Source organism: Nostoc sp. DSM 114160 (assembly GCF_053470305.1).
Genome location: NZ_JBPFGO010000001.1, coordinates 867,689 through 892,887 on the forward strand (window position 1 = coordinate 867,689; position 25,199 = coordinate 892,887).

Consider the following 25,199-nt stretch of genomic DNA (forward strand, 5'->3'; position numbering starts at 1 on the left):
GAAATATTTAATACTTCTCAGACATCCTCTTAGATTTGCATAACAAATCAGCTAAACCAAGTAACAAATATTTAAAAAATAGATTTGTGGATAGCAAATCAAACAATATCTTGAAAATGATAAAAATCGAAAGCAAAAATAAAAATACTTGCTTTTTTGGGAAAATAATGGTAGATATAACATCAAGCAACACACGAATAAAGAACTTCGTGTTTTTAGATGCAGACGCATTGACAATTAGTTTGATAGATAATGCTGCAACAATTAAGACAAGATAAATTTCCATAATTTGCCGTAGAATCGAGAGGCTTTTACAGTGAAAAATTTGGAATTTAGCAATAAAGATCGGAGATACTTTGGATAATGACTTCGAGCAATTCTAACCAAATAGAAATTTTCTAGGATCTTGCATAAAACTCAAAGAATAGACTGATTGTTATTTGAAGGATTAAACAAACAACAAACAACATTCTTAAGTTTAGGCATCACACCTCAACCAATAGTTGCAATTAGGAGATTCAAAGCAATGATTATAGTTATGAAATTAGGTACGCCATCAACAGAGATCGAGCGTGTTGTTAAAGAAATTAGTCATTATGAAATCACTCCAGAGGTATGCCAAGGTCAACATAAAACAGTAATTGGCTTAATTGGTGAAACGGCGGAAATTGACACTAGGCAGATTCAAAATATTAGCCTTTTTATCGAGCAGGTTATCCGAGTAAAAAAACCGTTTAAACGTGCTTCTTTAGAATTCCGCTATGGAGAACATAGTGAAGTGGTTGTACCTACACCTAATGGAGCTGTTACCTTTGGACAAACCCATCCTTTAGTTGTAGTTGCTGGCCCATGTTCTGTTGAAAACGAGGAAATGATTGTTGAAACAGCACAGATAGTAAAAGCAGCAGGGGCACAGTTTCTACGAGGTGGAGCGTACAAACCTCGGACTTCACCTTATGCATTCCAAGGACATGGCGAAAGCGCATTAGGTTTGTTAGCAAAAGCTCGCGAAGCTACTGGTTTGGGTATTATCACAGAAGTTATGGATGCAGCTGATTTAGACAAGATTGTTGAAGTAGCAGACGTAATCCAAATTGGTGCCCGCAATATGCAGAATTTCTCCCTACTGAAGAAAGTCGGCGCTACTGGTAAAGCAGTGTTATTGAAGCGGGGACTGTCAGCCACAATTGAAGATTGGTTGATGTCAGCTGAATATATTTTGGCAGCAGGTAATCCCAATGTAATTTTGTGTGAGCGGGGAATTCGCACCTTTGACCGACAGTATACACGGAATACCCTTGATATATCTGCAATCCCTGTCTTGCGGACTTTGACTCACTTACCAATTATGATTGACCCTAGCCATGCCACCGGGAAATCAGAGTTTGTTCAACCGATGACCTTGGCTGCCTTGGCAGCTGGCGCAGATTCCTTGATGATTGAAGTTCACCCTAACCCAGCTAAGGCTCTTTCAGATGGGCCTCAGTCTTTAACACCACAAGCATTTGAAGACTTAATGCTAGAAATGGCTTCTTTAGCTAAGTTCTTTGGTCGTTGGTCTAAACAACATAGCGTTACCCCCAAGTTTGCTGCACGAGTTTCTACCACCGCCATTCGGGCTTTATAAGCGTGCCATTACCCTACCAACAAGGACATCCAATCAGTCCATCATTTGTGCAATCTAAATAATAATTGGAAGTTCAATGAATACAACATCACTCAACAAAAACAAGACCTTTCAACCTTCTGTAACCTCCCTAGTAAATTCCACTAAAACTGTAGTTGTCGGCAACCAAGACCTCACAATAGATGATGTAGCTAGTGTGTCCCGTCAGGGTGTTCAAGTACGCTTAACCGATAATCGAGATGTTGTACAAGGAGTTCAAGCATCGTGTGATTACATTAGTAATGCTGTGGAATCTGGTCAACCAATTTATGGCGTGACAAGTGGTTTTGGTGGCATGGCCAATGTTGTCATTTCCCCTGAATCTGCGGCACTGCTTCAGAACAACCTGATTTGGTATCACAAAACCGGAGCCGGACAAAAATTATCGCTAGCTGATGTCCGCGCCGCCATGCTTTTGCGTGCTAACTCCCACTTGCATGGTGCATCTGGTATTCGTCTAGAACTGATCCAGCGTATGGAAACTTTCTTAAATGCTGGTGTCACACCCCATGTATATGAATTTGGATCTATTGGTGCAAGCGGTGATTTAGTGCCTTTATCCTACATTACTGGGGCATTGGTTGGTTTAGACCGCTGCTACACTGTTGACTTTAACGGCGAAGAAATCGACGCGCCGACAGCATTGAGTCATCTGGGTTTAGAGCCATTACAATTACTTCCTAAAGAAGGATTGGCAATGATGAATGGCACCTCAGTCATGACAGGTATTGCTGCCAATTGTGTCTACGACACCAGAGTTTTATTAGCTCTCTCAATGGGGGCACATGCCCTAGCAATTCAAGGTTTGAATGGTACCAATCAATCATTCCACCCATTTATTCATCAACTCAAACCACATTCAGGGCAAAAATGGGCTGCGAACCAAATGCTGAACTTACTAGCAGGTTCACGCTTAGTCCGCGAAGAACTAGATGGTTCTCACAACTATCGGGGTGGAGATCCAATTCAAGACCGTTATTCACTACGCTGTTTACCACAATATATGGGGCCGATTGTAGATGGGATCGAGCAGATTAAAAAACAAATCGAAGTAGAAATTAATTCTGTCACCGACAACCCACTGATCGATGTTGAGAACCAAGTTAGCTATCATGGCGGTAATTTCTTAGGGCAGTACATTGGTATAGGAATGGATCGGCTGCGCTACTACATCGGGTTGTTGGCTAAACATTTGGATGTGCAAATAGCCTATCTGGTAGCGCCAGAATTTAACAATGGACTGCCAGCATCTTTAGTGGGGAACCGAGAACGCAGTGTCAACATGGGGCTTAAAGGTCTGCAAATATCTGGGAATTCCATCATGCCATTGTTAACCTTCTATGGAAATTCGATCGCAGACAGATTTCCTACCCATGCTGAACAATTTAACCAAAATATCAACAGCCAAGGTTTTGCTTCGGCAAACTTAGCGCGTCGTTCAGTAGATACTTTCCAACAGTATATGGCGATCGCTTTGATATTTGGGGTACAAGCGGTTGATTTACGCACCTACTTAGTTGCAGACCATTATGATGCTCGTGCTGGTTTATCTCCCGCTACCAGAGATTTATATATGGCAGTGCGCGATGTCATCGGACAACCAGCTTCACCTGACCGTCCTTATATCTGGAACGACCACGAACAACCTCTTGACGAACATATTGCTCGGATTAGTGCAGATATCGCATCTGGTGGGCAGATTGTGCAAGCAGTTCAAGATATTTTGTCGAGTCTCAATTAAATCTTGAGGACAGTTAAGATGCACAAACAGAGCATTTCACCAAGTATCAGCAAAGCTCCTCCCGGCCCTATCGGCTACCCGATTATAGGCAATCTCCCGCAAATGTTGCGGAATCCACTACAGTTTCTCACGAATGCCGTACAGGAGTATGGCGAAGTAGTCCACCTGGGGGCAATGGGGCCGCAACAGCTTTATTTAGTCTCTCACCCAGATCATCTAAAGTACATCCTGCAAGAAAATAGCCGCAACTACATTAAAGGCGAAAACTTTAAGTCTATTAAGCAAGTAATCGGTAATGGTCTAGCAGTCGCCGAGGGTGACTCCTGGCGGCGCGAACGCCGCTTGATGCAACCAACCTTTCATCGCCATCGGGTTGGAGCATTAATTACTTTCATGACTAAAACCATTAGCCAAATGCTAGATAACTGGAGCAGCATCGGCTCAGACAAACCCCTAGATGTGTTTGCACAGATGATGCAACTAGCCCAGAATATCCTCCTCAAGAGTTTGTTGAGTATTGATTCTGAAGACGAAATTTCCGAGATGAATCAAGCATGGAATACTGCTTACGAGTATCTTAGTAGTCAACTATGGGCAGTGTTCAAACTACCTCTATGGGTACCCACACCGAAAAACCGCGCCTTTGTGCAAGCGATGGGAACACTGGATAGAATCGTCTATCGGATTATTCGCTCCCGTCGGGAAAATAGTAATAGTCCTGATGACTTGCTCTCTATGCTGATGGATACCTACGATGAAGAGTCTGGTCAGGGAATGAGTGATGAGCAACTGCGCGATGAGATTATGACCATCTTTACCGGTGGATTTGAAACCTCAGCAGCTGTACTTGCATGGACTTGGTACTTGCTTTCTCTTCATCCTCACGTCGAAAGTCGGCTCCAAGATGAACTCAAGAGTGTTTTAAATGGGCGTATCCCGACTCTTGAAGATTTACCAAACCTGAAATATACCAGGATGATACTCGAAGAATCGATGCGGCTTTATCCTGGTGCATGGGTTTATACTCGCACTAACTTACAGGCCGACGAGGTTGGAGGCTATCACATACCAGCTAACTCTGTAATCATGATTAGCCCTTATGTCACCCATCGCCTACCAGCTTTTTGGGAGAATCCCGAAGACTTCGACCCTGAGCGCTTCACGAAAGAACAAGCGACTGCGCGTCCCCGCTATGCTTACTACCCCTTCGGCGGCGGCCCACGCCAATGCATAGGTGAAATATTTGCAATGACTGAAATGCAATTGATAGTTGCAATGGTAGCTCAAAAATATCGGCTGCACCTAGTACCTGGACATCCGGTTGAAGAGGAGCCAATGTTTACATTACGTCCCCGTCACGGCATCCTCATGACATTGGAACCAAAAATCAGTTTTGGTGATGTTTATGTACCAGGTATTCAGAAAGGAATGACACTAAGATAAACGCAAACCTGAATGTAACTGGCTTTTGGGTGTAGGGAAAAACATCACAATAGTTGACGCGGTAATTATTTCACTTACACCCAGCCTTATATCGTTTCACTTTAAATTTGATACAAATAGGCAGCAGGGGAGCAGGGGAGCAGTTCTTGCTGGGAGCAGGGGAAAAGAATTAGAGACAAATCATTTGTATCAATTATTTTGTGAAATGGTATTAGCAATGATTTTAGCTTTGATTCGTGCCATTCTATTCCGAAAGTTTTGTTAACTTAATTTGTTGCCATACTTCAGATGAAAGAGAGACTTTTAAGTTATGAATATCGCCAATCATATCGAGCGCGGTCATTTATTATTTCCTGAGAAAATCGCCCTGATTTTTGAAGATAAATCTTTTACTTACAGCCATCTAGATCGGTTAGTAAATCGAGTAGCTAATAGTTTACAAGGATTGGGAATAAGAAGAGGCGATCGCGTCGCCTTGTTTTTGCCAAATATTCCAGAATTTATTACTTCTTATCTTGGCATTCTCAAAATTGGTGCGATCGCTGTTTCTGTAAATGTGATGTTGAAAAGTTCTGAAGTCAGCTATATCCTTCACGATTGTGCTGCTAAAGCCATCATCACCACAGAATCAGGTAGTTTGGAGGTACAAGAGGCAGATTTACCAGAATTACAACACATTTTGATTGCAGAAGGTAGCGTCAAAAAGGGGATAAGTTTAGCTAAATTAATAGAAACCTCTTCCCCTAATGCACGCGCAGTGAAAATGGATCGCCATGCTCCTGCTAGCATAGTCTACACATCAGGAACCACAGGTTTTCCCAAAGGAGCTACTCTTTCTCACGGCAATATCATTTCTAATATGTATTCCCAAAATCGTTGTTGTGGAATGCAAGCTAATGACCAATTACTACTTTTTCTACCGCTATTTCATTGTTTTGGTCAAAACGCAATTCTCAATGCTGCACTCAATACTTGTTCCACCCTCGTCCTGCAACGGCGGTTCGATCTGACACAAGTTTTAAATGCGATCGCTACTCATAAAATCACCATGTTCTTTGGTGTGCCGACAGTATTCATCAAAATCTTAAATAGCGACATACCTCAGCAAGCCTTTGAGAGCATACGTTATTACTTTTCTGCTGCGGCACCTATGCCAGTTGAAATAGCTCAAATTTGGCAGGAAAAGTATGGAATAGTGATTCATGAAGGCTATGGTTTAACTGAAACATCACCATGTGCATGTTATAACCACGACTTGAAATACAAACTCGGTTCCATTGGCGCTCCGATTGAAAATGTAGAAATGAAAATCGTTGATGCTGACGATCGTCAGGTACAGCCTGGTGAATTGGGTGAGATTGTCATCCGCGGCCCCAACGTCATGCTTGGTTATTGGAATCGCCCATTTGAAACTGCTGAAGTCATTAAAAATGGTTGGTTATATACTGGCGATATTGGTCGAATGGATGAAGACGGTTTTTTCTACATCGTCGATCGCTTAAAAGACATGATTAATGTCTCTGGATTTAAGGTATATCCAACTGAAGTTGAAAATGTCATTTATCAGCATCCAGCAGTTGCAGAAGTAGCTATTTATGGCATTCCTGATAGTTTCAAAGGTGAGATAATCCAGGCGAATATCGTAGCTAAATCGGGTATTGAAGTTACAGAAAAGCAAATCATTGAATTCTGTCGGCAAAGGATGGCAGTCTACAAAATTCCCCATGTAATTAACTTCGTGGATTCAATTCCTAAAAACCCTACAGGTAAAATACTCAAGCGAGTTTTACGTAAGCAATCAACATCTCAATTCGCCACTATTACCTATTAATTCACAACCCAAACAAACTACCAAAATAAAAAAGATAAATAGAGGTTTCATCGATGCGTCATACTAATGTTAGAACTAATCATAAGTCAGTTGAACATTCAATAGCTGAACCTGCTATTGGATCGCAATCCACAAGCTCATCTTTGCTATCCCCTCATAGAAAGCCCAGCTACTCAGAATCAACTGAAATAACAGTTGCAGCAGCTATAGTCAAAATGCTGGAAGATTTGGGAGTACGCCAAGCTTTTGGTCTATTTGGAGGTGGAATTACGCCACTGGTAGCTATGCTAGAGCAAAGCTCAATCCAGGTGCTGCAATTTCGTCACGAAACCGGAGCAGCCTTTGCAGCTATTGAGTCGTACTTTGCCAATGGTCGTCCTGTGGTAGTATTCACCACAACCGGGCCAGGCATTACCAACGCCCTAACTGGAATGTTTGCTGCACGCTGGGAAGGTGCAAAGGTAATTTTTCTCTCTCCTTCTACCTCAACACAGCAACGTGGACGCTGGGCTTTTCAAGAAACTAGTGCCTACACAATGTCTAATACAAGTATTTTTACTTCAGGAAAGCTGTTCCATTATGCAACGACTATTGAAGGCAGCGATGAACTTCCAGTAACTGCTCGCAGACTTGCCCTCGGTTTAGGACAAACTGGTAGCTTTGTTGCACATCTAAGTGTCCCCCCGGTGATTCAAACAAGTTTTCTCAAGGCATCAATACCTCGTATAACTAGCTCACCAATTCTGCCATCTGCGGGAGAAGATACGATTTGGAAATCTGTACAATTGTTATCTGAAGGCCCGTTTGCTATTTGGGTGGGCTTTGGTGCCAGGGATGCCGGCGAAGAAATCCGCCAACTTGCCGAAAGAACCGGATCTGCTGTCATGTGTTCGCCCCGTGCTAAGGGTATATTTCCTGAAGATCATCCTCAGTTTGTCGGTGTGACAGGCTTCGGTGGACATTCCTCAGTTCTGACATACATGCAGTCACAAAGCCCTCTGCGCGTACTGGTTTTGGGAACAAAATTGAGTGAATTTACCTCATTTTGGAATCTGGAAATGATTCCCTCACGCGGTTTTATACATGTCGATATTGACCCGGAAGTACCTGGAGTTGCTTATCCATCTGTTGAGACAGTGCCTATCCAGTCTGATGTCGGAGAATTTGTTAAGGCATTATTGAAGCATTTTCCCAAGCGTTCCGATCGATTACCAGTCTCATCGCTGCCCCGACCCAAATTTGAGGCGATTGATTCTCAGAATGATGGTTTAATTAGACCAGAAATACTGATGGATAAGATTCAACGTGTAATTGTCGAAAATAGTGATGCAATAGTAATTACCGAGGCGGGTAACTCTTTTGCTTGGGGAACCCACTGGCTACGGTTTAACACCCCTAGACGATATCGAGTCAGTACTGGTTTTGGCTCAATGGGTCATGCTGCCACAGGTGTTGTCGGTGCTGCACTGGCACGCAATAGTAAAGCTGTTGCTATTCTTGGGGACGGAGCTATGCTCATGAACAGCGAGATTAGCACTGCTGTCAAATACAAAATTCCTGCCGTTTGGATTGTACTCAATGATGGCTATTACAACATGTGCGACCAGGGGATGACCTTGTTGGGATTTAACGGTGTAGACGCAGAGATACCCACTACAGATTTCGTCATGATTGCTCGTGGGATGGGAGCTGATGGCATCCGGGTGGAGCGAGAAGCCGATGTCGAAGCCGCTTTAGAAAAAGGGCTAATTTCCAATGTCCCCTTTGTGATTGATGTCGTAATCGATCCGACCAGACCTGCCCCAATTGGCACTCGGATTCAAAGTTTGATTTCACAAGTTGCAAAAGAATCTTAATTTTCTTAATTTGAAGGAGTAATATCATGACCCATCAACCAGTAGGTATTCGTTCAGTTGCCCTTAACTTCCCTAGCATTGTGCGTACCAACGATTATTGGCAACAGAATTACCCAAAATTGGTAACTGAGGCAGAGAGCAGAACCCTCGCGAAGCTGTTTAAACCTGCTGAACCTGCCGTTAACCAAAAAGAGCAAGACCTCCTCTGGTCTGAAGCTATAAGACCTTATCTGTCCGATCCCTTCCGAGGTACTGTTGAGCGGCGGGTGCTGGCTCCAGGTGAAACATCGTTAGCCTTAGAGTACGGCGCGGCTAGAAGTGCCCTGGAAGCAGCAGAACTTTCCACAGATGAAATCGATCTGATGATTGTAACTACTCTGTTTCCCGAGCAAATCGCTCCTGGTAATGCTTCTTATCTCGCCCGTAAATTAGGACTGAACTGCCCCGCTTGGAATCTAGAGTCAACTTGTTCGAGTGCTTTAGTGGCAATGCAGAACGCCTCGGCGTTAGTACAAGCCGGAGAGTACCGCAATGTCCTAGTGGTGATTTCGTGCATCTATTCGCACTTTGTTGACGAAGATGATACCCTTTCGTGGTTTATGGCCGATGGTGCTGGTGCATTTTTAGTTAGTACCCTCAAACCGAACCAAGGAGTCTTGGGTACGAAAATTGTTCACACTCAAGCAACTTGTGGTGCTTTCTTTAATGAACTAGTTACAGACTCTCAAGGTAAGCCAAGGATGCGGATACAGACTGGTGAAAGCGCCAGTAAGCAACTAGGTGGCACATCTGTTGATCTTGTCCGTACTTGCTGTGAAGGTGCGATCGCATCTGCTGGTGTTAGTCTCGATGATATTAAGTTCTTTGCTTTCAATACACCAACTGCCTGGTACGCTAATCTGTGTGCCCGCTCATTAGGTATCGATCCAGACCGTACAATCAATCTCTACCCGTATTATGCAAACATTGGGCCTGTCCTCCCCATTGCCAATCTGTACTACGGCGCTCAATCAAAGAAACTTCGAGAAAACGATTTAGTGCTTGTTTATACTATTGGTTCAGCATCTACTGCTGCTGCCACCGTCATGCGCTGGGGTGAAGTCAAACTGGGAACCCTCCCTGCTTCCGCAGTCAATCTAAATAAGTCAGTTAGCAACATCCTGACTACTGTATAGCAATTAATCTCAAAATCATCCCACAGGAGTTTCTCAAAGAAACTCCTGTGAATGAACCAACAATTCCACAGTTTCTATTGGTGGAAAACTGAAAATATTTGCCTACATAATTTGCGATCGCAATCAGGAGAACAAAAATGTCTCAAGATCAGAAACAAAAACAAGCTCAAACTTCTAATAATTCCTACTTCCCTAAAACCTTAAGTGCACCTGGTCAACTCTTTGGTACATTTGAAGACAATATACTGGTTGGTAGTACAGGCAACGATCAAATTTTTGGTTTGGCGGGCGACGATCTCATTTCGGGACGTGAAGGTGATGACTTCATCGTTAGTGGGACTGGAAATAAACTAGTGATTGCGGGGCCTGGAAATGATACTGTTGCGGCCACAGGAGGCAACCAATTCATTTTAGGTGGTGCCGGAAATGATGAACTTGCGGGTGCTAACGGCAATGACCTGATACTTGGTGAAGATGGCGACGATTTTATCAATGGTAAAGACGGGATTGATGATATTTCGGGTGGTACTGGCAACGATTTCATCTTGGGCGGTCTTGGGAATGACAAAATTTTGGGTGATGATGGTAACGACCGAGTTTTTGGTGGAGAAGGTGATGACGACATTTCTGGTGTCGCCGGAGAAGACTATATAGATGGTGGTTTAGGGAACGATCGCGTCTTGGGTGGTTTTGACGACGATCGAGTTTTTGGTGGAGAAGGTAATGACATAGTTGTTGGTTCGGTCGGTAATGACTATGTAAATGGTGGTTCTGGAGATGATGTAATTATTGGCAGTAATCCATTTATCCGCATACCTGGGCTGGACGGTATTGAAAGAGATGAGATGGTCGGCGGTTCAGGGCACGATACTTTCGTGCTTGGGGATGTTGCTGAATCCTACTATGACAATAAAGGTGGCTCTGACGTTTCTGACGCTGGTTTAATTGTTGACTTCAACCCTGATGAGGATTTCATTCAGCTGAAAAAGTTGACAGATGGTAGCACTTATGTAGTAGCTCCTGGCCCTAATTCGACTGCGGGAAATGAATACACCACAGACATACTGATCAGTCGGCCAAATCAGCCGCTAGAACTGATTGCTAGCGTGCAAAGCGTGAAAAATCTGGATTTAAACGATAGTTACTTCGTTTATGTTTCTGCCGATGCAGGATTAATTGCTGGCACAAATAGTAATGATGTTATCGGTGGCACTACGGGTGACGATAACATTTATGGTTTAGACGGCAACGATTTGATCGACAGCCGTGACGGCAACGATTCTATTTATGCTGGGGCAGGAAATGATTTGATTGTTTCTACTGCTGGAGATGATGTTGTCTCAGCTGGAACTGGTGATGACATTGTTGCGGCAGGTTTTGGGAATGACATTATTTCGGGTGGCGATGGTCTTGACCAATTATTAGGCGACGAGGGCGATGACTTCCTGGATGGTGGTTCTGGAACTGATGACCTTTTTGGGGGAGTCGGAGACGATGTTATTTTAGGTGGTGATGGCAATGACCGCGTTTTTGGAGAAATCGGCAATGACCAAATCAATGGTGAAGCTGGTGATGACGACCTGAATGGCGGAGATGGTAACGATACTATTTATAGTGGTTTAGGTAAGGATAGAGTTTTAGGTGGTGCAGGTAATGACCGGATATTAGGTCAGGAAGGTAACGACATACTTGATGGTGATGTCGGGAATGACATCATCAATGGTGGAGATGGTGATGACTTCCTCAATGGTGCGGATGGCAAAGACAACCTCTATAGTGGTACTGGCAATGATATTATCGTCGGTGGAGCAGGAGCAGACTTACTAGTTGGTGCATCCGGGAACGATTTCCTCTCTGGTGACGCTGGAGATGATGTGATTGTTGGTGTTGATCCATTCGATTCGTTATTTGGGTTTGGTCGTGGTGAGGTTGATACGCTCACCGGCAATCAAGGCAGAGATACATTTATTCTGGGGAATAACGGTCATGTATTTTATGATAGTGGCAGTTCTGATGTTTATGATGCTGCGATTATTACTGACTTCAAAAAGAATGAAGATTTCATCCAATTGCAAAGTGTAGCTAATGCTAATTATGTTTTAGCTACAGGTTCTAGCTCTCCTTCAGGTGTAGCATCCACAGATATATTCTTACAAAGAGCAAATCAGCCTTTGGAATTGATTGCTACTGTCCAAGGAGTCACAGGTTTAAATCTGAGTGATAGCTATTTCGTTCGCGTTTAAAAAGTCTCAGGAAATTCCCAGTCAGTTGTTTTTTACGATAGATTATTGAAAATTTCCAACATTGAGACTTGCAAATAAAATCTGGGAAACTGGCTTTAGCGATCGCATATATTTTCAGCAGCAAAAAAATATTTTATTCATTGCTGTGCCAGTTTCCTAGTATTTTGTAACTTAACTTTTTTGAAATAATCAATTATGAAACTGCGTTACAGACACAAATTCTTAGGGTTTATACCACTTTTATTGACCTTGGGCTTAACTACTCCTGTGATTTATTTTAGTAGTCCGGCTCTTGCTAGCGAATTCAGTTTGCAATCACAACCCTACGACCCACTGAAAAACCATCTGGAATTGTTTACAGAACCTTGGTCTCAAAATCCCACAGTTAAGGCAGCCCTTCAAGCAGATAACGGCAACTTGCAGTTACTTACTAGGAATAAAAAAGTTTTTTATGACGAAATTTCTGTTTTGGTTGACAGAATGCCCCAAGGGCTAACGCCTAAAGATTTTCTCTTAGAAATAGCTAAAGACCCAAATGGCGCAATAAATTATCAATCTTTTGATGATTATCTCTCTAGCGGTGATGATACGCTCAATCAGCTAATTCCCAGGAACACCTCCACACCCCCAAAGGTAGGCGATATTTATGATATAAAATTACGCCTTTTTGCAGCACTGGGTCTTCCTAATTACGAAGATGATGTTTCTGTGATGCTTACAGATTTGACCGACGATCATTTTACCTTATCAACTATTACCAGTGGCGTAACAGGAAAACATCCAGTGAACGGCTCAAGAAAATTTGGGTTTAAAGAAAACCCAGATGGTACGCTGACATTTTATACTAACTCTGTCACACAGTTGACTAATGTATTTGGAGATTTTGGTGGTGATTTCGGGGGACCTCCGGAAATGGGTTGGACAAACTATATCAAAGGTTTAAGTCAAGAAGTTCGTAATAGAGGCGGGGAATCTGAGGAAAGTTCTCTGAGAAAATTTACCGTTACTTATCCTGGTTTACCAGTTTCTTCTATCGCTGTCCCAGAACCAACTTCTACATTGGGGATTTTGGGCTTTACTGCTTATATTGCTACAAATTTCATACGGAAAACTAGACAAAAAAATAGAACTTTAATCAAGTCTGAAAAGTCAAAGAAAATGTTTATAGTTAAGGAGTTTAGATAATGCTTCAGCGTCAAGTTCTCGTAATTGGTGCAACTGGTTTGCTTGGCGGCAAAGTGGTTAAAGAACTGCTGCAAAAAGGTCATAGAGTCCGTGCTTTGGTTCGCCCTGGAACTGAAGCTTCTCACTTGCAGGCTCAAGGTGTGGAAATAGTTCGGGGCGACATCACTGAGTATGAAACACTTTTGCCTGCAATGCGTGATATTGATGTTGTAATTACAACGGCTAACGGTTACTCACATAGAAAGAAAGGAGACTCTTTAGAAAACACTGACGACAAGGGAAATCGCAATCTGGTTGATGCAGCCAAGCAAATGCAAATTAAATTGTTCATTTTTACAAGTATTTTGACGGCAGAAAAAGCAAAATCTGTACCTCACTTTTATCAGAAATCTGTGACTGAGGATTATATTGAGAAATCTGGAGTTCCTTTTGTATCGTTGCGACCAGGCGGATTCGTTGATACACTATTGGGCTTTAGTCTTAAAGATATCAAAAATGGCAAATTTCGAGCTATGGCTGATGCAGACGCGCCAGCATCGACGATTCACTCAGATGATGTGGCCCGGTATCTTGTCTTAGCAATTGAGACACCTGAAGCTGTAGGACATCGCATCGATTTGGGCACTGAACAGCCAACTAATCTTAGAGAAATTGCTAATTTGCTCTCAGAAATAACTGGACAGAAAGTGCAATTGCAAACAATTCCACCTTTGGTCAAAACAATCTTGTTTAAGTTTATGGCAGTTATTAATCCTATGTTTCGGGGTACTGATAAGGCTATGGAATATGTTTCTTCAGGTAAATATGTAGCTGATACTACTTTGCAACGTCGTTTATTTGCTGACGTTCCATCTTTGAGAGATTCGATTAGACGTTGGGCAAACCAAAATGGGCTGGCGGTAACGAGGTAATTTCTTAGCATCAGTTCGATCCAAACAATCTCATCCAAACTAGTTTGGATGGGAACAAAAAGAGTGGAATCTACATCTATTGAGGTTTTTATGGGCGATCGCAACTCTAAAAAATATAAGGTGAAACTTAATAGCGATCGCAATTACTGCAATCTTGCTGCAATCCAGATTTTAAAGCAATACATCTCAGATCAGCCCCAAAATCCTCATGTATAAACGCGATTTATTGCGTCTTTTAAGACCGATTATCTACACCAATAACCTTTAACCCAAGTGTATTGAACTTTCAAATATTTTCTCATACTTTTTGCATAAATCTCAAACAAAGACGCGATAAATAAGTATCATCCGTAACTATTCCCTAGCAAGCTTGAATCTTGTAAGTCAAGTTCCAGATTAATAAATCCACATTTCTTCACAAATGCAGACATAAATGCTCAACACTTGACTAAACAAGAGAATGTCCAAGCAATAGAGCCGATGTCTGCACTTACAACATCAATCCAAAACTAGTAGTCTGCCAACCCAAAAATGTTAGGTGGAGGTTGGGTAAAGGTTAAAGGGAAAAGGGTAAGGGATTTAAACCCTGTCCCCCTTCCCTTTCAAGGGCAGGCTTTTAGGCTTTCGATAAATAGTTGAGAATGTTCTCAATTATTGAACGTAGTTTTAAGTTCTCAGACAATGGTTTTGGTTTTAAAATTCCAAAAATTTGTCTAATCAAAAAAACCTGCCCCAGAAAGGTCCCCCTTCCCCCTTCCCCTTTACCCCGCCAAGTTGCCTTGGCGTACCACTAGCTCACCATCAATTCAGCTCGAAAGGAGAACAAGAATGACAGAATATAATAGCTTTCAACAGATACCAGCCAACAAATCGAGTAAGTCATTGTGGGTGGTTGGAGACTTGGTTAAATTTATCTCAACTGGCAAAGATACTGGTGGTAAATACGATCTATTTGATGCTTACGTTCCATCAAATGTCGGGACTACACCGCATATCCACCTTCAGCAAGACGAAGGATTTTACATTGTCGAGGGGACTGTAAAATTTCAGTTGAACGATCGAGTTATTACTGCAAGTCCTGGAACTTTTGTGAATGTGCCTAAAGGGCAAACCCACGCCTATCGCAATCTTGAAGATAAGCCAGCGAGAATGCTTATCCAAGGTATTCCCTCTGGGCTTGATAAATTGATTGAGGATACGAGTCGTCCAGGGACAGACATATCTGCGGCTTTTCCACTATTTACCGATGAAGGACTCGATAAAATCGTGCAAGCCTTTAAGGACAATGCATCAGTACCCCTAGACTCAATAATTTTTGCTGGCACTGAATACAGCGTCAATGAAGATGGTTCTCCCATAGCAGCAGTAACTTTGATCCGCCCGTTAGATGATACAGGGGCAGTTGGCGCTACTATCACTTTAAAAGATGGTACTGCTAAATATCTCGAAGATTATAACGGTTCTCAACAGATAAAGGTTAACTTTGCTGATGGAGAAAGAGTTAAAGTTGTAAACATTCCAATTATTGATGATAATTCAATCGAAGCAAATAAAACTATCAACCTCACCTTGAGCGATGCTACAGGTGGCGCAATCATTGGGCTATTGCAGAATACGGCTACTCTGACAATTGTAGACAATGACGCTCGACCCAAAGGAAAAGATGGTGTTCTTCTGGTTGGAGATGATAGTAATAACATCCTTACGGGTGGGAAAAGCAGTGAAAACATTATTGCTGGAAAAGGAAACGACCTCCTTACAGGTGGTGGAAATATAGACTTGTTTGCAGTTCAATTTGGTAACGGCATCGACACCATTACTGACTTTGGTGGTGTAGGATCGGGATCTCGTCCATCTACAGACGTATCTGCGGAAATTGATACTCTAAAATTTGAGGGTAATGGGCTAACTGCTAGAAATCTGCTCTTAACTCAAAATCAAGATGACCTGCTCATAACCTTTGAGGGAGTTGAGAATACTGGGGTAGTCTTGCAAAATTTTGCCTTACAAAACCTAGATAACCTTCGCCAAGCCACAGGTGCATCGGAGGATATTGGCAATATTTTGTTTGACGGGCAGACGGGGTTTCAAGACAGCTTTGATGTCTTTGATGCCAACGAACAAAGGAGTAGTGTTTACAATCGTAACTCAGTAACATTCCTGAACGATCTTAATAATAATACTAGTGGCTTTGACAAATCTAATGATGTTATTAACGGTCAGGGTGGCAATGACTATCTGTCGGGGTTGAGTGGTGATGACATACTCCGAGGCGGTGCTGGTAATGATACCCTTGTAGGCGGATTTGGTTGGGATACTCTGACTGGTGGCAGTGGCAAAGATACATTTTCTTTTACATCTGGATCGGGGATTGATACCATTGTTGACTTTACTGATGGGGAAGATTCTATTGGGCTTTTGGGTGGTCTGGCATTTGCTGATTTAACAATCTATCAAGGTACTGGTGGTAGTGTAAATGATACTTTGATTAATATTACCAGCAGCAACGAGCCTTTGATGGTATTGAGTGGAGTACAAGTCAATACTATTACAAGTGCCGATTTCTTGATTGTCTAGCTCTCTGTAGCGAATTTAAGATTGCCAAATAAAACTATCAACAATTGAGATTTACACTTGGCAATTGCTATGTACATAAAAAACTTAAAACTCAACCTTCAAACTAATATGGATCGGCTAACCTTTTCAACACACATAGACCAACATCCTAGTATGGCAAAGGTAGTAGGAGAATGGCGAGTCCGGGGACTTCGAGGTGCAACGACAGTCAGCTACAACTCTATAAAAGCAATTACTGAGGCTGTAAATGAGTTATTAGACGCCTTAGAAACAAACAATGTTTTAGACTCTGAGGAAATCGTCAGTGTTACCTTTTCTGCAACTCCAGACTTGGATGCAATGTTTCCGGCTGCGGTTGCACGTCGTCGTCCTGGTTGGGATCGAGTTCCTTTGCTAGATGTGCAACAGATGCAGGTTACCAATAGCCTCGATCGCTGCATTCGGGTGCTAATCCACTTAAACACTCCTCTACCCCAAAATGCATTACGCCCAGTCTATCTACACCGTGCCGCTCAGTTACGTCCAGATATAGCATTTTTAGGTTAGGCGTAGGCGTAGCCCCTCGGCTACGCTTAGGAACCACCCATCGCAGACATCGCTTTGCGAGATTTTATTTAGACTTTATTTAAATTATCAATACATTTATAATGTCTCATGTTGCAAGAAAAACTGAAACAGATTGACCAAAAATTGATCGATCTATTAGGGAAAAGAATTGCAGTATTGGCTGAATTAGAACACATTTCCTTAGAAGAACAAACTACTAATTTCACATTTTCCTTAATAGAAAGTGGTGTTCCAGAGTCAATTTGGAAAAATCTTGTTATGGGGTGTGTTTGTGCCGTTGCAACTGCAAATTTTCCTGTTGCTAAGGTAAAATCGCGACGAGTTACTTTAGTTGGCGGATGCGGTCTAATGGGGCACTTCTTTCAGCAAAAGTTATCTGCTGCCGGTCATCACGTTAGTATTCTCGATCGCGGTGACTGGGAACAAGCAAAATTGCTATTAGATGGAGCAGATTTAGTTTTAGTCTGTGTTCCAATTGAATACACAATAGAGGTAATCCGTAAACTTGCTCCACACCTAACGCCAACTACTGCTTTAGCTGACATTGCTAGTATTAAAACTCCTATTTTACAAGCTATGCTTGAGCATCATAGTGGGCCGGTCATGGGCTTCCATCCAATGTTTGGCCCAGGGATAAAATCTTTCTTGTCTCAAAAAGTTGTAGTCTGTCCAGGTCGAGAAGATGCTGCCTTTCAATGGTTTATAGATTTGATTGCCAATGATGGCGGCAAACTGATTACATCTACACCAGAAGAACACGACCAAATGATGATGGTTGTTCAGGCAATTCGTAACTTTAAAACCTTTAGCCTTGGTGTTTTCTTGGCAGAAGAAGAGATTGACATTCGTCGTAGCTTAGACTTCTCTAGCCCAGTTTACCGTCTGGAAATTGATATGGCTAGTCGCATGTTCACCCAGTCTGCATCTATGATAGTAGACATTATGCTAGCTACACCAGAGCGACGTGCAGCCATAAGTAGACTAGCATCTACTTATCATCGATTAGCACAATTAATTATTCAAAACGATCGCAAAACTCTGATCCACGAATTCAAACTAGCACACAGCTTTTTAGGAGAAGAAATTAATAGTGCTGCTGAAGAAAGCACTTATGTAATTAATGCCCTAAGTGTATTACTAGCAGCGAAGGAAGTTGGACAAAAACAATCATCTTTTGTAATTCAGAAGGCAGGAAGTAGGGGGTAGGGGGCAGGGGGCAGGGGGCAGGGGGCAGCTTTCTGGGGCAGGTTTTTTTGATTAGACAAATTTTTGGGATTTTAAAACCAAAACCATTGTCTGAGAACTTAAAACTACGTTCAATAATTGAGAACATTCTCAACTATTTATCGAAAGCCTAAAAGCCTGCCCTTGAAAGGCAGGGGGCAGGGGGCAGGGGGAAAGGGTTTAAATCCCTTACCCTTTTTCCTTTTCCCTTTCCCCTTTCCCCAGTCCTCACAAGCGCATTTTTGGGTTGGCAGACTACTAGTATTTTTACTCGCCACTCAGCACTTTCAGGGTAACTGAAACTTTTGGTTTCAAAACCCCTACATTACTGTAGGGGTTTAGCATCAGGGAAATCTTTTGTCTCTTCGACTTGGATCTTCTAACATACTTTCGGCTTCTTTAACTTCTGGTTCGTAACCGCAGTTAATACAGTGGTACAGCTGAACACGTACCCTTTGGTTATCCTCATTTATGATCCAATAAGGCGATGGGCTGTAACATTTGTAATGACAACTAGGGCACGGATATTTATAGTCATACATCAGTTTTAGCGATCGCTTTAACAAATTCATGAAACAGTAGGTTAACTACTTTGCTCATCAGTTTTCCCTGGATGTGCTTACCACCTAGCAACTTCTCACCCTGTTCAGTGACGTTGCTTTTAAGTGAGTCGCGGTAGTCAATCAATTCCTTGGTTAGGTCATTGGTTGGCAACCTTCCAGTTTCAACGCCAGTCAGGATGTACTGCCAGAGGCTAATTCGGCACAGTGACGAGCCGCTAGCTTTTTCAACAAGACCATCACCGGATTGCTCCAGAACCGTTCCCATACCCAAACGCATTTTGAAAGTGTCGCGGCTGCGGTTGCGTTTAATGCGTTTGGTTTCGCCGGCTAATCGCCGGACTGTGGTTTCTCCGTTTTTGCGATCGCGCTCAGTTTTCTTTACCTCCCGAACCTCATACTCAATGACTGGCCTGCCATTGACACCGAGAAACGACTCAAAGGGGTAAATTCGAGTCAGCAATCGCGATCGCACTCTCAACCCAAAACCAAACTTATCAAACACGCTCATGTAAGCGGAGAATTCAGGACACGAGAGCATTTGAGTGATTCTCGCCTCTAAGTGCTGCTCAAAAAGTGAGATGTCGCACATCCAGCCAGCGTGCAGTTCTAGAATCGGGTCAAACTCAATGCCGTAGTCCTTGGCAATGGATATTTTATAACGGTTTTCAATCCGGGTTCTCCCGGCGGGCGAAATCTCCAGCCTCTTAGCTAACCATGCCCAAAGGGGTGGTAAAAAACCGGGCTTGGTAGATGCGCTCTTGGTGTGCGCCACTTCTGGGAATTGCCACGCCAACAGTTGACGGGCGTAATTCACAATTGGCGATTGCACCCGGTTGAGGTGTTCTAGTTGCTGACACAGGTCGCGCAGCTCGTCTATGGGTTCGGGACGGTGCATGAGGAAATACCTGAGATTCAGTTCACCATTTTCTAGTCGGTGATCTGGATCGTGACCGTAGGCGGCCATTGCTAAAGCGTCAGCTGGATCGCTTTTATTTGGGAGATTTTTACCTCCGCGATAACGCCGCAATTCGACGTGACCGACCCAAAGTATTTTAATTTCTAACTTTTTGAGAATGGATGCCCACAATCTTGAATAATGGTTTCCTGTAGGTTCTAAGATTGCATAATCTGGCTTGATTTCTGCTAGATAATCTGCAAAGTCAAACGCTGATTTTTGCTTCTTTCTAACATCAGGATTGGAGTAAAAAGCCGGATATAAAGTAGATGCTTTATTTCTAGTTTTATTCCAATATGCTTGCAATCCTCCCTTGGGATATTGTGTTAAAATATGGCAAGTTACGCTTGATTTACTAACATCAATACCCAAAATAGTTGATTCTATTTTCATGGTTCTGCAAAAATAAGAGGTGGTTTTCAAGGATGCCAGTCCTTTGATTAGCCCGAACTAGTGAGCGCACGAATCACCCTAACGCCCCACATATAAGGGGCGCGATTCAGGAGTAAACGCATTCGGGGAGTTAATTAGAGTTGTGTCGCGCATGAAAGTGCAAACGCCACAATTGAGGGGCGCAATTCCAGCTAAACGCTGCACAATACTAATTAACTTGCGGATGCTTTGGACACAATCCGCGACGGTGGCTCTTAATGCCACCGTTTCGGCTAGTGTGTCAGCTAGCCCACACCTTAGTGGTGCGATCGCAATTAATTAATTGCAATTCATCAGGCGGTTATTCTTCTTCATGTTCTCCAAAAACCAATTCATTTTCGATTATTTCTGTTAGCTTGTCGCGCGCTGGTTCTAGCAAATTTTTCATATCATCATCGGCATCATCGCTTCCATATTCTTGAGAGACCATAATCAGCAAGGCGCTTTCAATTTGGTTTTTTACGACTTGTAAAGAGTGCCAAGCCAAGTAGTAGTCCCAAGCTGGATCTGCTGATTGTGAAACCTTTGGTGTAATGTCAGAACTCATATTGTTATTCATTGCGTTTTAAATTCTCTAAAAATACTTGACTCATATTTACCTCCGATTTTTGAGCCGATAATTACAATTTGCTAGTTGCTCTACAACTGTTGCTGCATCTTGCCAACTTTGGATTAAAGCAACAGCATCATCACCAAAAAATATTTGCTTGTCTCCGTTGTGCCAGGTGACAACGGCAGTCCGGGTAGGCAAGTCTTCAAACTGAATTTGGCGGATTTGGGCTAAGTTTATCCAGCCAGCGGCCGGTAATTTGCAACTAAACACGGATGGGGTATTAATGATGGTGTGCATTTTGGTAAACTAACTTTGGTATCGATTGGCGATCGCGTTCTTTGGTAGGGAGGCGTTCGCCTAAAATTTCAGCTAAAATCCGTCGGGGATATCGTCTATGTTTGGCTCCTCACCTGGTTTGGGGGTTGGATTATATGTAGGATATGGAGCAAAAAGCTGACAGTTGACAAACCGCATTAAATGCCGAGCTTCCGACACCGGATCGTCGCCTTCATCAAGAGTTGCAGTTGCCTGGAAAGTTTCATTCTCAAAGTTCCCCAGATTTTTGACCCGCTTGTAGGTAATGGTTTCGATTTTCATGGCTTTGTGATATTTTTGACTTGTTCACGTTTCAAGTGTTTGAATTGGATAATCAAATTGCGATCGCGTTTCTCGAATGGCGCGATCGCTTTTGAATTAGCCCTACAACCCAAACTCTGTAAGGCGGTCACGGAAAACTACTTCAATTGGGTTTCGGGAGAATTTTCTCATCATTTGATGGTAGCTATCCGCATCGCTGCGTTTTCTAAATTGCGACAAAATAACCCACTTGCACGGCGAGACTTCTTTGAGAACAATCCAATCAAAAAGCTGTTGTCGATAAGTCATAGGTAAATGCTGTTGTTAAATTATGTTGGGTAGTTCTCTGCAAGAAACTGGTGCAATTCCTCATCAGAGAATTGATGAAACTTTTGTTCACCAAGGTCGATATATTTCATTCGGTGAACAATCGGCGATTCTCCTGTGTGTTTTGCTAAATCCTCTGTGACGAGGGCATAAGCGACAACCAAATATGACAGGAAGTCGTTGGAAAGTAATACATCAGATTTGTGTTGTTTAATCTGCATAATTTAAATTTGGTAACAAGTAAAACCAGTCAACCATCAGCAATTGACTGGTTTTTTATCGAACGTTTTGCTTTTGGCTCATATAAATGAAAGTAGTTATTTCATAGGCATATTCCTCCTGCGAGTTTGTCAAGTTTGAGGGCGCGGTGGTGAAGAGTTAGCCGTGCCCTTAATAATTAGGCGGCCGTTACTGTCACGATCCATCACCAAGTCGGCGCGGGGTGCAATTGATAAATTTCGGATTTTGCGTCGCGGTGGTTTTTTAGCGATCGCTGTCGGTGGTAATTCTGATGGCAATAACTCTTCATGGAAATCTCGCTCGACGGCACGCGCCAAGCCAGGACGGGAACGATAAATCATCCCGTGGGCATCGTCAAGCAGTTCGGTTAAGGTTTTAACCTGGGCCTTTAGCTGCTCAATTTCTGTTTCTAGTTGGCGAATCCGTTTTTTTCGTGTTACATACTTCCCCTTAATCTCAGTCATATAAAAAAGTGTGACCGGCCACAGGTTTGCGCGTTTTTCAAAGAACTGTGAGCAATTGCATAACCACACGGTGAGTCCACTTGCCGTCTTGGCTTGTAGCCAGATGGCAAAGTGGCGAACCCGAAGGGTGGAATGCAATTTCGCGATCGTGCATCTGTGCGTGAGCCATTACCTACACGCCAGCCTCTAGGGGATTTTCACCCAGGTCTTAATTTCCACAGCCCACCGTGTCACCACGTCGGCATATAGCCCCTGGAAAATGTGGAATGCCCTACTAAGGTCGTTTACAGATTGGGGCCCCCATACAGTTGCACGTCACCAGCTTTTATCTAAACCGCGACTTGTGTAGACAAACACTTCAGTTATCAACTCTTCCGCTTTACCACTTACGGGACATTGGTAGCCTGAAACACTCTTCATCAGCTTTCAACGGCTATTACACAAAGTGCTAATTTTCCCGGATTTGGCATTTGCTACTGAGATGAGACACTTTAGGTGAACCAGCCAACGCTGTTTCTCTGCCGAGTCACTTATATCGGCTGGTCTTTTTTTGTCGTTCAACATGAATGATACGTCCTGTCATGTCTCTTGTCAAGACGTTTCATTCATGAACTAAGCGTCTATGATAGAAGATAACCAACAACAACAGGAAAAGTCTCCCTTGAGGCTACTAAGAGAAGAATCAGGGCTAACACGCCCTCAAGTTAAGCAGAAAATAGGTGTTTCAGAGCGACGGCAAGCTGACTGGGAGTCTGGAAAAGCTATGCCAAGCGCTGAAAACATAGCAGCACTATGCCGTTTATACAAAGTCTCCTTAAAGACTATGTTCAGATCGTTAGGTATTGATATCTCAGGCATACCTGACGACTACGAGTAAGCTGACCGATACTAAAAATTCGCAGCAGTGATTTAGCAATCACTGCTGCGGGGATTAACACTAACTTGATTATGACGGAAACCGACAAAGCAGGGGCCCCCAGGCAGCTGACATTGTTCGCGGTGGAATCGCTTGAAACTGCGGCTCCCCCCTGCTCCCCTGTTCCCTCTTGTGAACCTGAGCCTGGGGAACTAACTTCCAGCGATCGCTGGAACCCGGCCGACTTTGGAGAAGTACCCCATCAAAGCGACAATGGACAACTGACAATTTTCTACGATGAATCGCTTGAACCACCAGACCCAGACGATTTTTTAAATCTGACCGAATATGAGCAAGCCTGGAGTGATTGGGAGTCAGCCCGCGTTCTGGAACGGGATACACAGCAGAGTGCATTAGTCAGTGAACACTCGCAAAAAACCGGGGGCGATCGCCCGTCTCTTGTTCTGGAACGTGATACACAAAATCCTGTTCCAGAACAAAAAACCCCAGGATTGGGGGACTATACCGATGTTCCAGAACACATTTTACCCGTTCCAGAACATCTTCACTGGGTAGAAAAGTACTGCCCAAGCAATCGCAAAGATAACCATTATTACCGCTATTGCTGGAAGACCGGCAGCAAAATTAAGCATCGGCACATTACCGGGGGGAGTGTGCGATCGCAGTTGGCACAGCACAGGAAGCTGGAAGTTGAGATTGCGATCGCGGACGGGCAGCCGCCAAGTGAGATTGAAGAGTTGATTCACTCCTGGCGTAGTCAGTCATAACTCCTAACTCCTAACTCCTAACTCTTAACTCCCCATTCCCCATTCTCCAATGCCCAATGCCCAATGTCCAATGACGAATTGACTTTTGACTTTTGGCTATTCCCCATCATCATCGTCATCTGTGCTGATGACAACATTCACACAGTCAGACCCAGCCTCAAAACCGATGATGCTGTATGTTTCACCATAGGCATCTGTCAAGCAAATTACTGCATCACTGGGAAAGTCTTGTAATTCAAGAATCAGCTTCTCTACAGTCAGTTCTTCTGTTGTCAGTTCTTCGGTTGTAGGCATATTTTTCTCCTTTAAAAATGCGATCGCCTTGTGAGTAAATGTGGGCGATCGCGCTGTGACTAATTGCTGGTTTGAGCTTACCTGCTCATAGAAACTTTGTCACAGGTTGGGGTTCATAGAGTTGCGATCGCGCCCTCAAGATCGGAATCATTCACATCGATGTAAACCGCCAACATCTTCAAATCCGCATACCCCAACAACTTTTGAATAATTCGCAACGAGACACCATTCCTGGCAAGATGGGTTACAAAACTCCGGCGGCTGGAATGAGTGCTGAGTCCGCGGCTCTCCAAACCAGCTTTTTGCACAGCTTCCCGAAACACCATGTCCGCATATCTCAAAGTGATGTGCTTAGGGATTTCCCCTGCTGTGTAGTCCCTTTTAGAAGGAAATAACCACTCTTGATCTGGATCTTCTGGGGTGTATGCCTTCAAAGCTTCATGAAGAGTTGGGTGTACTGGCACTTGTCTAGTTTTTTGGGTTTTCTTTTTCCCCCCTACAGCCTTGCGAGTGCGGGCCCGAAAAGTAATCAATTTAAGTGGATTACCCTCAGCATCGTAAAGATCCGCAATTTTCATTTGCACCAGTGCCCCCCATCTCTCCCCAGTGAACCATGCCAAGTCTAAAAGCAATTTGTATTTTTGGCTTTGGATGTTATTACGGATTCGAGAATATTCCTTGGCCGTAAAAACAGCCGCTTGTCCATTGCGGTTGTTTTTCATAGAATTATTT

The 25,199-nt window shown here is 43.2% G+C and carries 27 protein-coding genes; 17 read left to right on the forward strand and 10 right to left on the reverse strand.

Translation table 11 applies throughout. From position 1 onward, the window contains the following. The first annotated feature begins 526 nt into the window (after window positions 1-526). From aroF to tyrA, 13 genes are all read left to right on the forward strand, one after another. Window positions 527-1,627, forward strand: coding sequence for a 3-deoxy-7-phosphoheptulonate synthase (gene aroF / locus NSTCB13_RS04105; protein WP_448271415.1), 1,101 nt, complete (start codon window positions 527-529; stop codon window positions 1,625-1,627). A gap of 76 nt (window positions 1,628-1,703) precedes the next feature. Continuing rightward, a complete protein-coding gene (locus NSTCB13_RS04110; RefSeq protein WP_448271416.1) occupies window positions 1,704-3,407 on the forward strand; it encodes an HAL/PAL/TAL family ammonia-lyase in 1,704 nt (567 codons plus the stop codon). A gap of 18 nt (window positions 3,408-3,425) precedes the next feature. Next, the gene (locus tag NSTCB13_RS04115; RefSeq protein ID WP_448271417.1) at window positions 3,426-4,850 is read left to right on the forward strand and encodes a cytochrome P450; all 1,425 of its coding nucleotides are present in this window, start codon (window positions 3,426-3,428) and stop codon (window positions 4,848-4,850) included. Between the two features lie 310 nt (window positions 4,851-5,160). Next, window positions 5,161-6,681: a class I adenylate-forming enzyme family protein gene (locus NSTCB13_RS04120; RefSeq protein WP_448271418.1), complete on the forward strand. Its 1,521-nt coding sequence runs from the start codon at window positions 5,161-5,163 to the stop codon at window positions 6,679-6,681. Between the two features lie 53 nt (window positions 6,682-6,734). Then, window positions 6,735-8,537, forward strand: a complete 1,803-nt coding sequence (locus tag NSTCB13_RS04125) for a thiamine pyrophosphate-dependent enzyme (protein WP_448268740.1) — start codon at window positions 6,735-6,737, stop codon at window positions 8,535-8,537. Window positions 8,538-8,563: 26 nt separating this feature from the next. Then, on the forward strand, window positions 8,564-9,712 hold the full coding sequence (locus NSTCB13_RS04130; RefSeq protein ID WP_445628480.1) for a 3-oxoacyl-ACP synthase III family protein: 1,149 nt from the start codon (window positions 8,564-8,566) through the stop codon (window positions 9,710-9,712). A gap of 137 nt (window positions 9,713-9,849) precedes the next feature. Further along, the gene (locus NSTCB13_RS04135) at window positions 9,850-11,955 is read left to right on the forward strand and encodes a calcium-binding protein (protein WP_448271419.1); all 2,106 of its coding nucleotides are present in this window, start codon (window positions 9,850-9,852) and stop codon (window positions 11,953-11,955) included. A gap of 195 nt (window positions 11,956-12,150) precedes the next feature. Continuing rightward, window positions 12,151-13,140, forward strand: coding sequence for a hypothetical protein (locus NSTCB13_RS04140; protein ID WP_448271420.1), 990 nt, complete (start codon window positions 12,151-12,153; stop codon window positions 13,138-13,140). Next, window positions 13,140-14,051, forward strand: coding sequence for an SDR family oxidoreductase (locus NSTCB13_RS04145; RefSeq protein WP_448271421.1), 912 nt, complete (start codon window positions 13,140-13,142; stop codon window positions 14,049-14,051). The genes NSTCB13_RS04140 and NSTCB13_RS04145 overlap by 1 nt, the downstream gene beginning before the upstream one ends. Window positions 14,052-14,114: 63 nt before the next feature. Beyond that, complete coding sequence (locus NSTCB13_RS04150) at window positions 14,115-14,267, forward strand: hypothetical protein (RefSeq protein ID WP_448271422.1); 153 nt, start codon at window positions 14,115-14,117, stop codon at window positions 14,265-14,267. A gap of 612 nt (window positions 14,268-14,879) precedes the next feature. Continuing rightward, window positions 14,880-16,628 carry a cupin domain-containing protein gene (locus NSTCB13_RS04155; RefSeq protein ID WP_445628485.1) on the forward strand — a complete coding sequence of 583 codons (1,749 nt, stop codon included), beginning with the start codon at window positions 14,880-14,882 and terminating at the stop codon, window positions 16,626-16,628. A gap of 153 nt (window positions 16,629-16,781) precedes the next feature. After that, window positions 16,782-17,174, forward strand: coding sequence for a chorismate mutase (gene aroH, locus NSTCB13_RS04160; RefSeq protein WP_445632220.1), 393 nt, complete (start codon window positions 16,782-16,784; stop codon window positions 17,172-17,174). A gap of 108 nt (window positions 17,175-17,282) precedes the next feature. Beyond that, window positions 17,283-18,401, forward strand: a complete 1,119-nt coding sequence (gene tyrA / locus NSTCB13_RS04165) for a bifunctional chorismate mutase/prephenate dehydrogenase (protein WP_445628486.1) — start codon at window positions 17,283-17,285, stop codon at window positions 18,399-18,401. 552 nt (window positions 18,402-18,953) lie between these two features. On the opposite strand, the gene NSTCB13_RS04170 is transcribed toward tyrA, so the two are convergent. Beyond that, window positions 18,954-20,330: an IS110 family transposase gene (locus tag NSTCB13_RS04170; protein ID WP_448271423.1), complete on the reverse strand. Its 1,377-nt coding sequence runs from the start codon at window positions 20,328-20,330 to the stop codon at window positions 18,954-18,956. Window positions 20,331-20,481: 151 nt separating this feature from the next. Here NSTCB13_RS04170 and NSTCB13_RS04175 point away from each other — a divergent pair, with 151 nt between their 5' ends. Beyond that, on the forward strand, window positions 20,482-20,652 hold the full coding sequence (locus NSTCB13_RS04175; protein ID WP_448271424.1) for a hypothetical protein: 171 nt from the start codon (window positions 20,482-20,484) through the stop codon (window positions 20,650-20,652). Between the two features lie 18 nt (window positions 20,653-20,670). Here NSTCB13_RS04175 and NSTCB13_RS04180 read toward each other — a convergent pair whose 3' ends face one another. The 3 genes from NSTCB13_RS04180 to NSTCB13_RS04190 all read right to left on the reverse strand — a co-directional run bounded on the left by NSTCB13_RS04180 (window position 20,671) and on the right by NSTCB13_RS04190 (window position 21,519). Beyond that, a complete protein-coding gene (locus tag NSTCB13_RS04180) occupies window positions 20,671-20,928 on the reverse strand; it encodes a hypothetical protein (RefSeq protein WP_448271425.1) in 258 nt (85 codons plus the stop codon). Window positions 20,929-20,964: 36 nt separating this feature from the next. Next, the gene (locus NSTCB13_RS04185) at window positions 20,965-21,219 is read right to left on the reverse strand and encodes a hypothetical protein (protein ID WP_448271426.1); all 255 of its coding nucleotides are present in this window, start codon (window positions 21,217-21,219) and stop codon (window positions 20,965-20,967) included. 72 nt (window positions 21,220-21,291) lie between these two features. Continuing rightward, window positions 21,292-21,519, reverse strand: coding sequence for a hypothetical protein (locus NSTCB13_RS04190; RefSeq protein WP_448271427.1), 228 nt, complete (start codon window positions 21,517-21,519; stop codon window positions 21,292-21,294). Window positions 21,520-21,558: 39 nt separating this feature from the next. Here NSTCB13_RS04190 and NSTCB13_RS04195 point away from each other — a divergent pair, with 39 nt between their 5' ends. Continuing rightward, complete coding sequence (locus NSTCB13_RS04195) at window positions 21,559-21,813, forward strand: hypothetical protein (RefSeq protein ID WP_448271428.1); 255 nt, start codon at window positions 21,559-21,561, stop codon at window positions 21,811-21,813. 14 nt (window positions 21,814-21,827) lie between these two features. On the opposite strand, the gene NSTCB13_RS04200 is transcribed toward NSTCB13_RS04195, so the two are convergent. The 4 genes from NSTCB13_RS04200 to NSTCB13_RS04215 all read right to left on the reverse strand — a co-directional run bounded on the left by NSTCB13_RS04200 (window position 21,828) and on the right by NSTCB13_RS04215 (window position 23,093). Then, window positions 21,828-22,046 (reverse strand): hypothetical protein, encoded by a 219-nt coding sequence (locus NSTCB13_RS04200; protein WP_448271429.1) that lies wholly within the window; start codon window positions 22,044-22,046, stop codon window positions 21,828-21,830. Window positions 22,047-22,175: 129 nt separating this feature from the next. Then, a complete protein-coding gene (locus NSTCB13_RS04205) occupies window positions 22,176-22,529 on the reverse strand; it encodes a hypothetical protein (protein WP_448271430.1) in 354 nt (117 codons plus the stop codon). Window positions 22,530-22,566: 37 nt separating this feature from the next. Next, window positions 22,567-22,698, reverse strand: a complete 132-nt coding sequence (locus NSTCB13_RS04210) for a hypothetical protein (RefSeq protein ID WP_448271431.1) — start codon at window positions 22,696-22,698, stop codon at window positions 22,567-22,569. A gap of 257 nt (window positions 22,699-22,955) precedes the next feature. Then, a complete protein-coding gene (locus NSTCB13_RS04215; protein ID WP_448271432.1) occupies window positions 22,956-23,093 on the reverse strand; it encodes a hypothetical protein in 138 nt (45 codons plus the stop codon). A 58-nt stretch (window positions 23,094-23,151) separates the two neighbouring features. Here NSTCB13_RS04215 and NSTCB13_RS04220 point away from each other — a divergent pair, with 58 nt between their 5' ends. Together NSTCB13_RS04220 and NSTCB13_RS04225 are read left to right on the forward strand one after the other, a co-directional pair. Next, the gene (locus NSTCB13_RS04220) at window positions 23,152-23,406 is read left to right on the forward strand and encodes a helix-turn-helix domain-containing protein (RefSeq protein WP_448271433.1); all 255 of its coding nucleotides are present in this window, start codon (window positions 23,152-23,154) and stop codon (window positions 23,404-23,406) included. Between the two features lie 71 nt (window positions 23,407-23,477). Continuing rightward, window positions 23,478-24,173, forward strand: a complete 696-nt coding sequence (locus NSTCB13_RS04225) for a hypothetical protein (RefSeq protein ID WP_448271435.1) — start codon at window positions 23,478-23,480, stop codon at window positions 24,171-24,173. Window positions 24,174-24,269: 96 nt separating this feature from the next. Here NSTCB13_RS04225 and NSTCB13_RS04230 read toward each other — a convergent pair whose 3' ends face one another. Then, the gene (locus NSTCB13_RS04230) at window positions 24,270-24,467 is read right to left on the reverse strand and encodes a hypothetical protein (protein ID WP_448271437.1); all 198 of its coding nucleotides are present in this window, start codon (window positions 24,465-24,467) and stop codon (window positions 24,270-24,272) included. A gap of 113 nt (window positions 24,468-24,580) precedes the next feature. Further along, a complete protein-coding gene (locus tag NSTCB13_RS04235; protein ID WP_448271438.1) occupies window positions 24,581-25,189 on the reverse strand; it encodes a tyrosine-type recombinase/integrase in 609 nt (202 codons plus the stop codon). Window positions 25,190-25,199: the final 10 nt, after the last annotated feature.

Excerpts from the sequence above, each read along its gene's own strand:
- aroF (WP_448271415.1), top strand. The coding sequence starts at position 527 with ATGATTATAGTTATGAAATTAGGTACGCCATCAACAGAGATCGAGCGT.
- NSTCB13_RS04110 (WP_448271416.1), top strand. The coding sequence starts at position 1,704 with ATGAATACAACATCACTCAACAAAAACAAGACCTTTCAACCTTCTGTA.
- NSTCB13_RS04115 (WP_448271417.1), top strand. The coding sequence starts at position 3,426 with ATGCACAAACAGAGCATTTCACCAAGTATCAGCAAAGCTCCTCCCGGC.
- NSTCB13_RS04120 (WP_448271418.1), top strand. The coding sequence starts at position 5,161 with ATGAATATCGCCAATCATATCGAGCGCGGTCATTTATTATTTCCTGAG.
- NSTCB13_RS04125 (WP_448268740.1), top strand. The coding sequence starts at position 6,735 with ATGCGTCATACTAATGTTAGAACTAATCATAAGTCAGTTGAACATTCA.
- NSTCB13_RS04130 (WP_445628480.1), top strand. The coding sequence starts at position 8,564 with ATGACCCATCAACCAGTAGGTATTCGTTCAGTTGCCCTTAACTTCCCT.
- NSTCB13_RS04135 (WP_448271419.1), top strand. The coding sequence starts at position 9,850 with ATGTCTCAAGATCAGAAACAAAAACAAGCTCAAACTTCTAATAATTCC.
- NSTCB13_RS04140 (WP_448271420.1), top strand. The coding sequence starts at position 12,151 with ATGAAACTGCGTTACAGACACAAATTCTTAGGGTTTATACCACTTTTA.
- NSTCB13_RS04145 (WP_448271421.1), top strand. The coding sequence starts at position 13,140 with ATGCTTCAGCGTCAAGTTCTCGTAATTGGTGCAACTGGTTTGCTTGGC.
- NSTCB13_RS04155 (WP_445628485.1), top strand. The coding sequence starts at position 14,880 with ATGACAGAATATAATAGCTTTCAACAGATACCAGCCAACAAATCGAGT.
- aroH (WP_445632220.1), top strand. The coding sequence starts at position 16,782 with ATGGCAAAGGTAGTAGGAGAATGGCGAGTCCGGGGACTTCGAGGTGCA.
- tyrA (WP_445628486.1), top strand. The coding sequence starts at position 17,283 with ATGTTGCAAGAAAAACTGAAACAGATTGACCAAAAATTGATCGATCTA.
- NSTCB13_RS04170 (WP_448271423.1), bottom strand. The coding sequence starts at position 20,330 with ATGAAAATAGAATCAACTATTTTGGGTATTGATGTTAGTAAATCAAGC.
- NSTCB13_RS04175 (WP_448271424.1), top strand. The coding sequence starts at position 20,482 with ATGAAAGTGCAAACGCCACAATTGAGGGGCGCAATTCCAGCTAAACGC.
- NSTCB13_RS04180 (WP_448271425.1), bottom strand. The coding sequence starts at position 20,928 with ATGAATAACAATATGAGTTCTGACATTACACCAAAGGTTTCACAATCA.
- NSTCB13_RS04185 (WP_448271426.1), bottom strand. The coding sequence starts at position 21,219 with ATGCACACCATCATTAATACCCCATCCGTGTTTAGTTGCAAATTACCG.
- NSTCB13_RS04190 (WP_448271427.1), bottom strand. The coding sequence starts at position 21,519 with ATGAAAATCGAAACCATTACCTACAAGCGGGTCAAAAATCTGGGGAAC.
- NSTCB13_RS04200 (WP_448271429.1), bottom strand. The coding sequence starts at position 22,046 with ATGCAGATTAAACAACACAAATCTGATGTATTACTTTCCAACGACTTC.
- NSTCB13_RS04205 (WP_448271430.1), bottom strand. The coding sequence starts at position 22,529 with ATGACTGAGATTAAGGGGAAGTATGTAACACGAAAAAAACGGATTCGC.
- NSTCB13_RS04210 (WP_448271431.1), bottom strand. The coding sequence starts at position 22,698 with ATGGCTCACGCACAGATGCACGATCGCGAAATTGCATTCCACCCTTCG.
- NSTCB13_RS04215 (WP_448271432.1), bottom strand. The coding sequence starts at position 23,093 with ATGTTGAACGACAAAAAAAGACCAGCCGATATAAGTGACTCGGCAGAG.
- NSTCB13_RS04220 (WP_448271433.1), top strand. The coding sequence starts at position 23,152 with ATGATAGAAGATAACCAACAACAACAGGAAAAGTCTCCCTTGAGGCTA.
- NSTCB13_RS04225 (WP_448271435.1), top strand. The coding sequence starts at position 23,478 with ATGACGGAAACCGACAAAGCAGGGGCCCCCAGGCAGCTGACATTGTTC.
- NSTCB13_RS04230 (WP_448271437.1), bottom strand. The coding sequence starts at position 24,467 with ATGCCTACAACCGAAGAACTGACAACAGAAGAACTGACTGTAGAGAAG.
- NSTCB13_RS04235 (WP_448271438.1), bottom strand. The coding sequence starts at position 25,189 with ATGAAAAACAACCGCAATGGACAAGCGGCTGTTTTTACGGCCAAGGAA.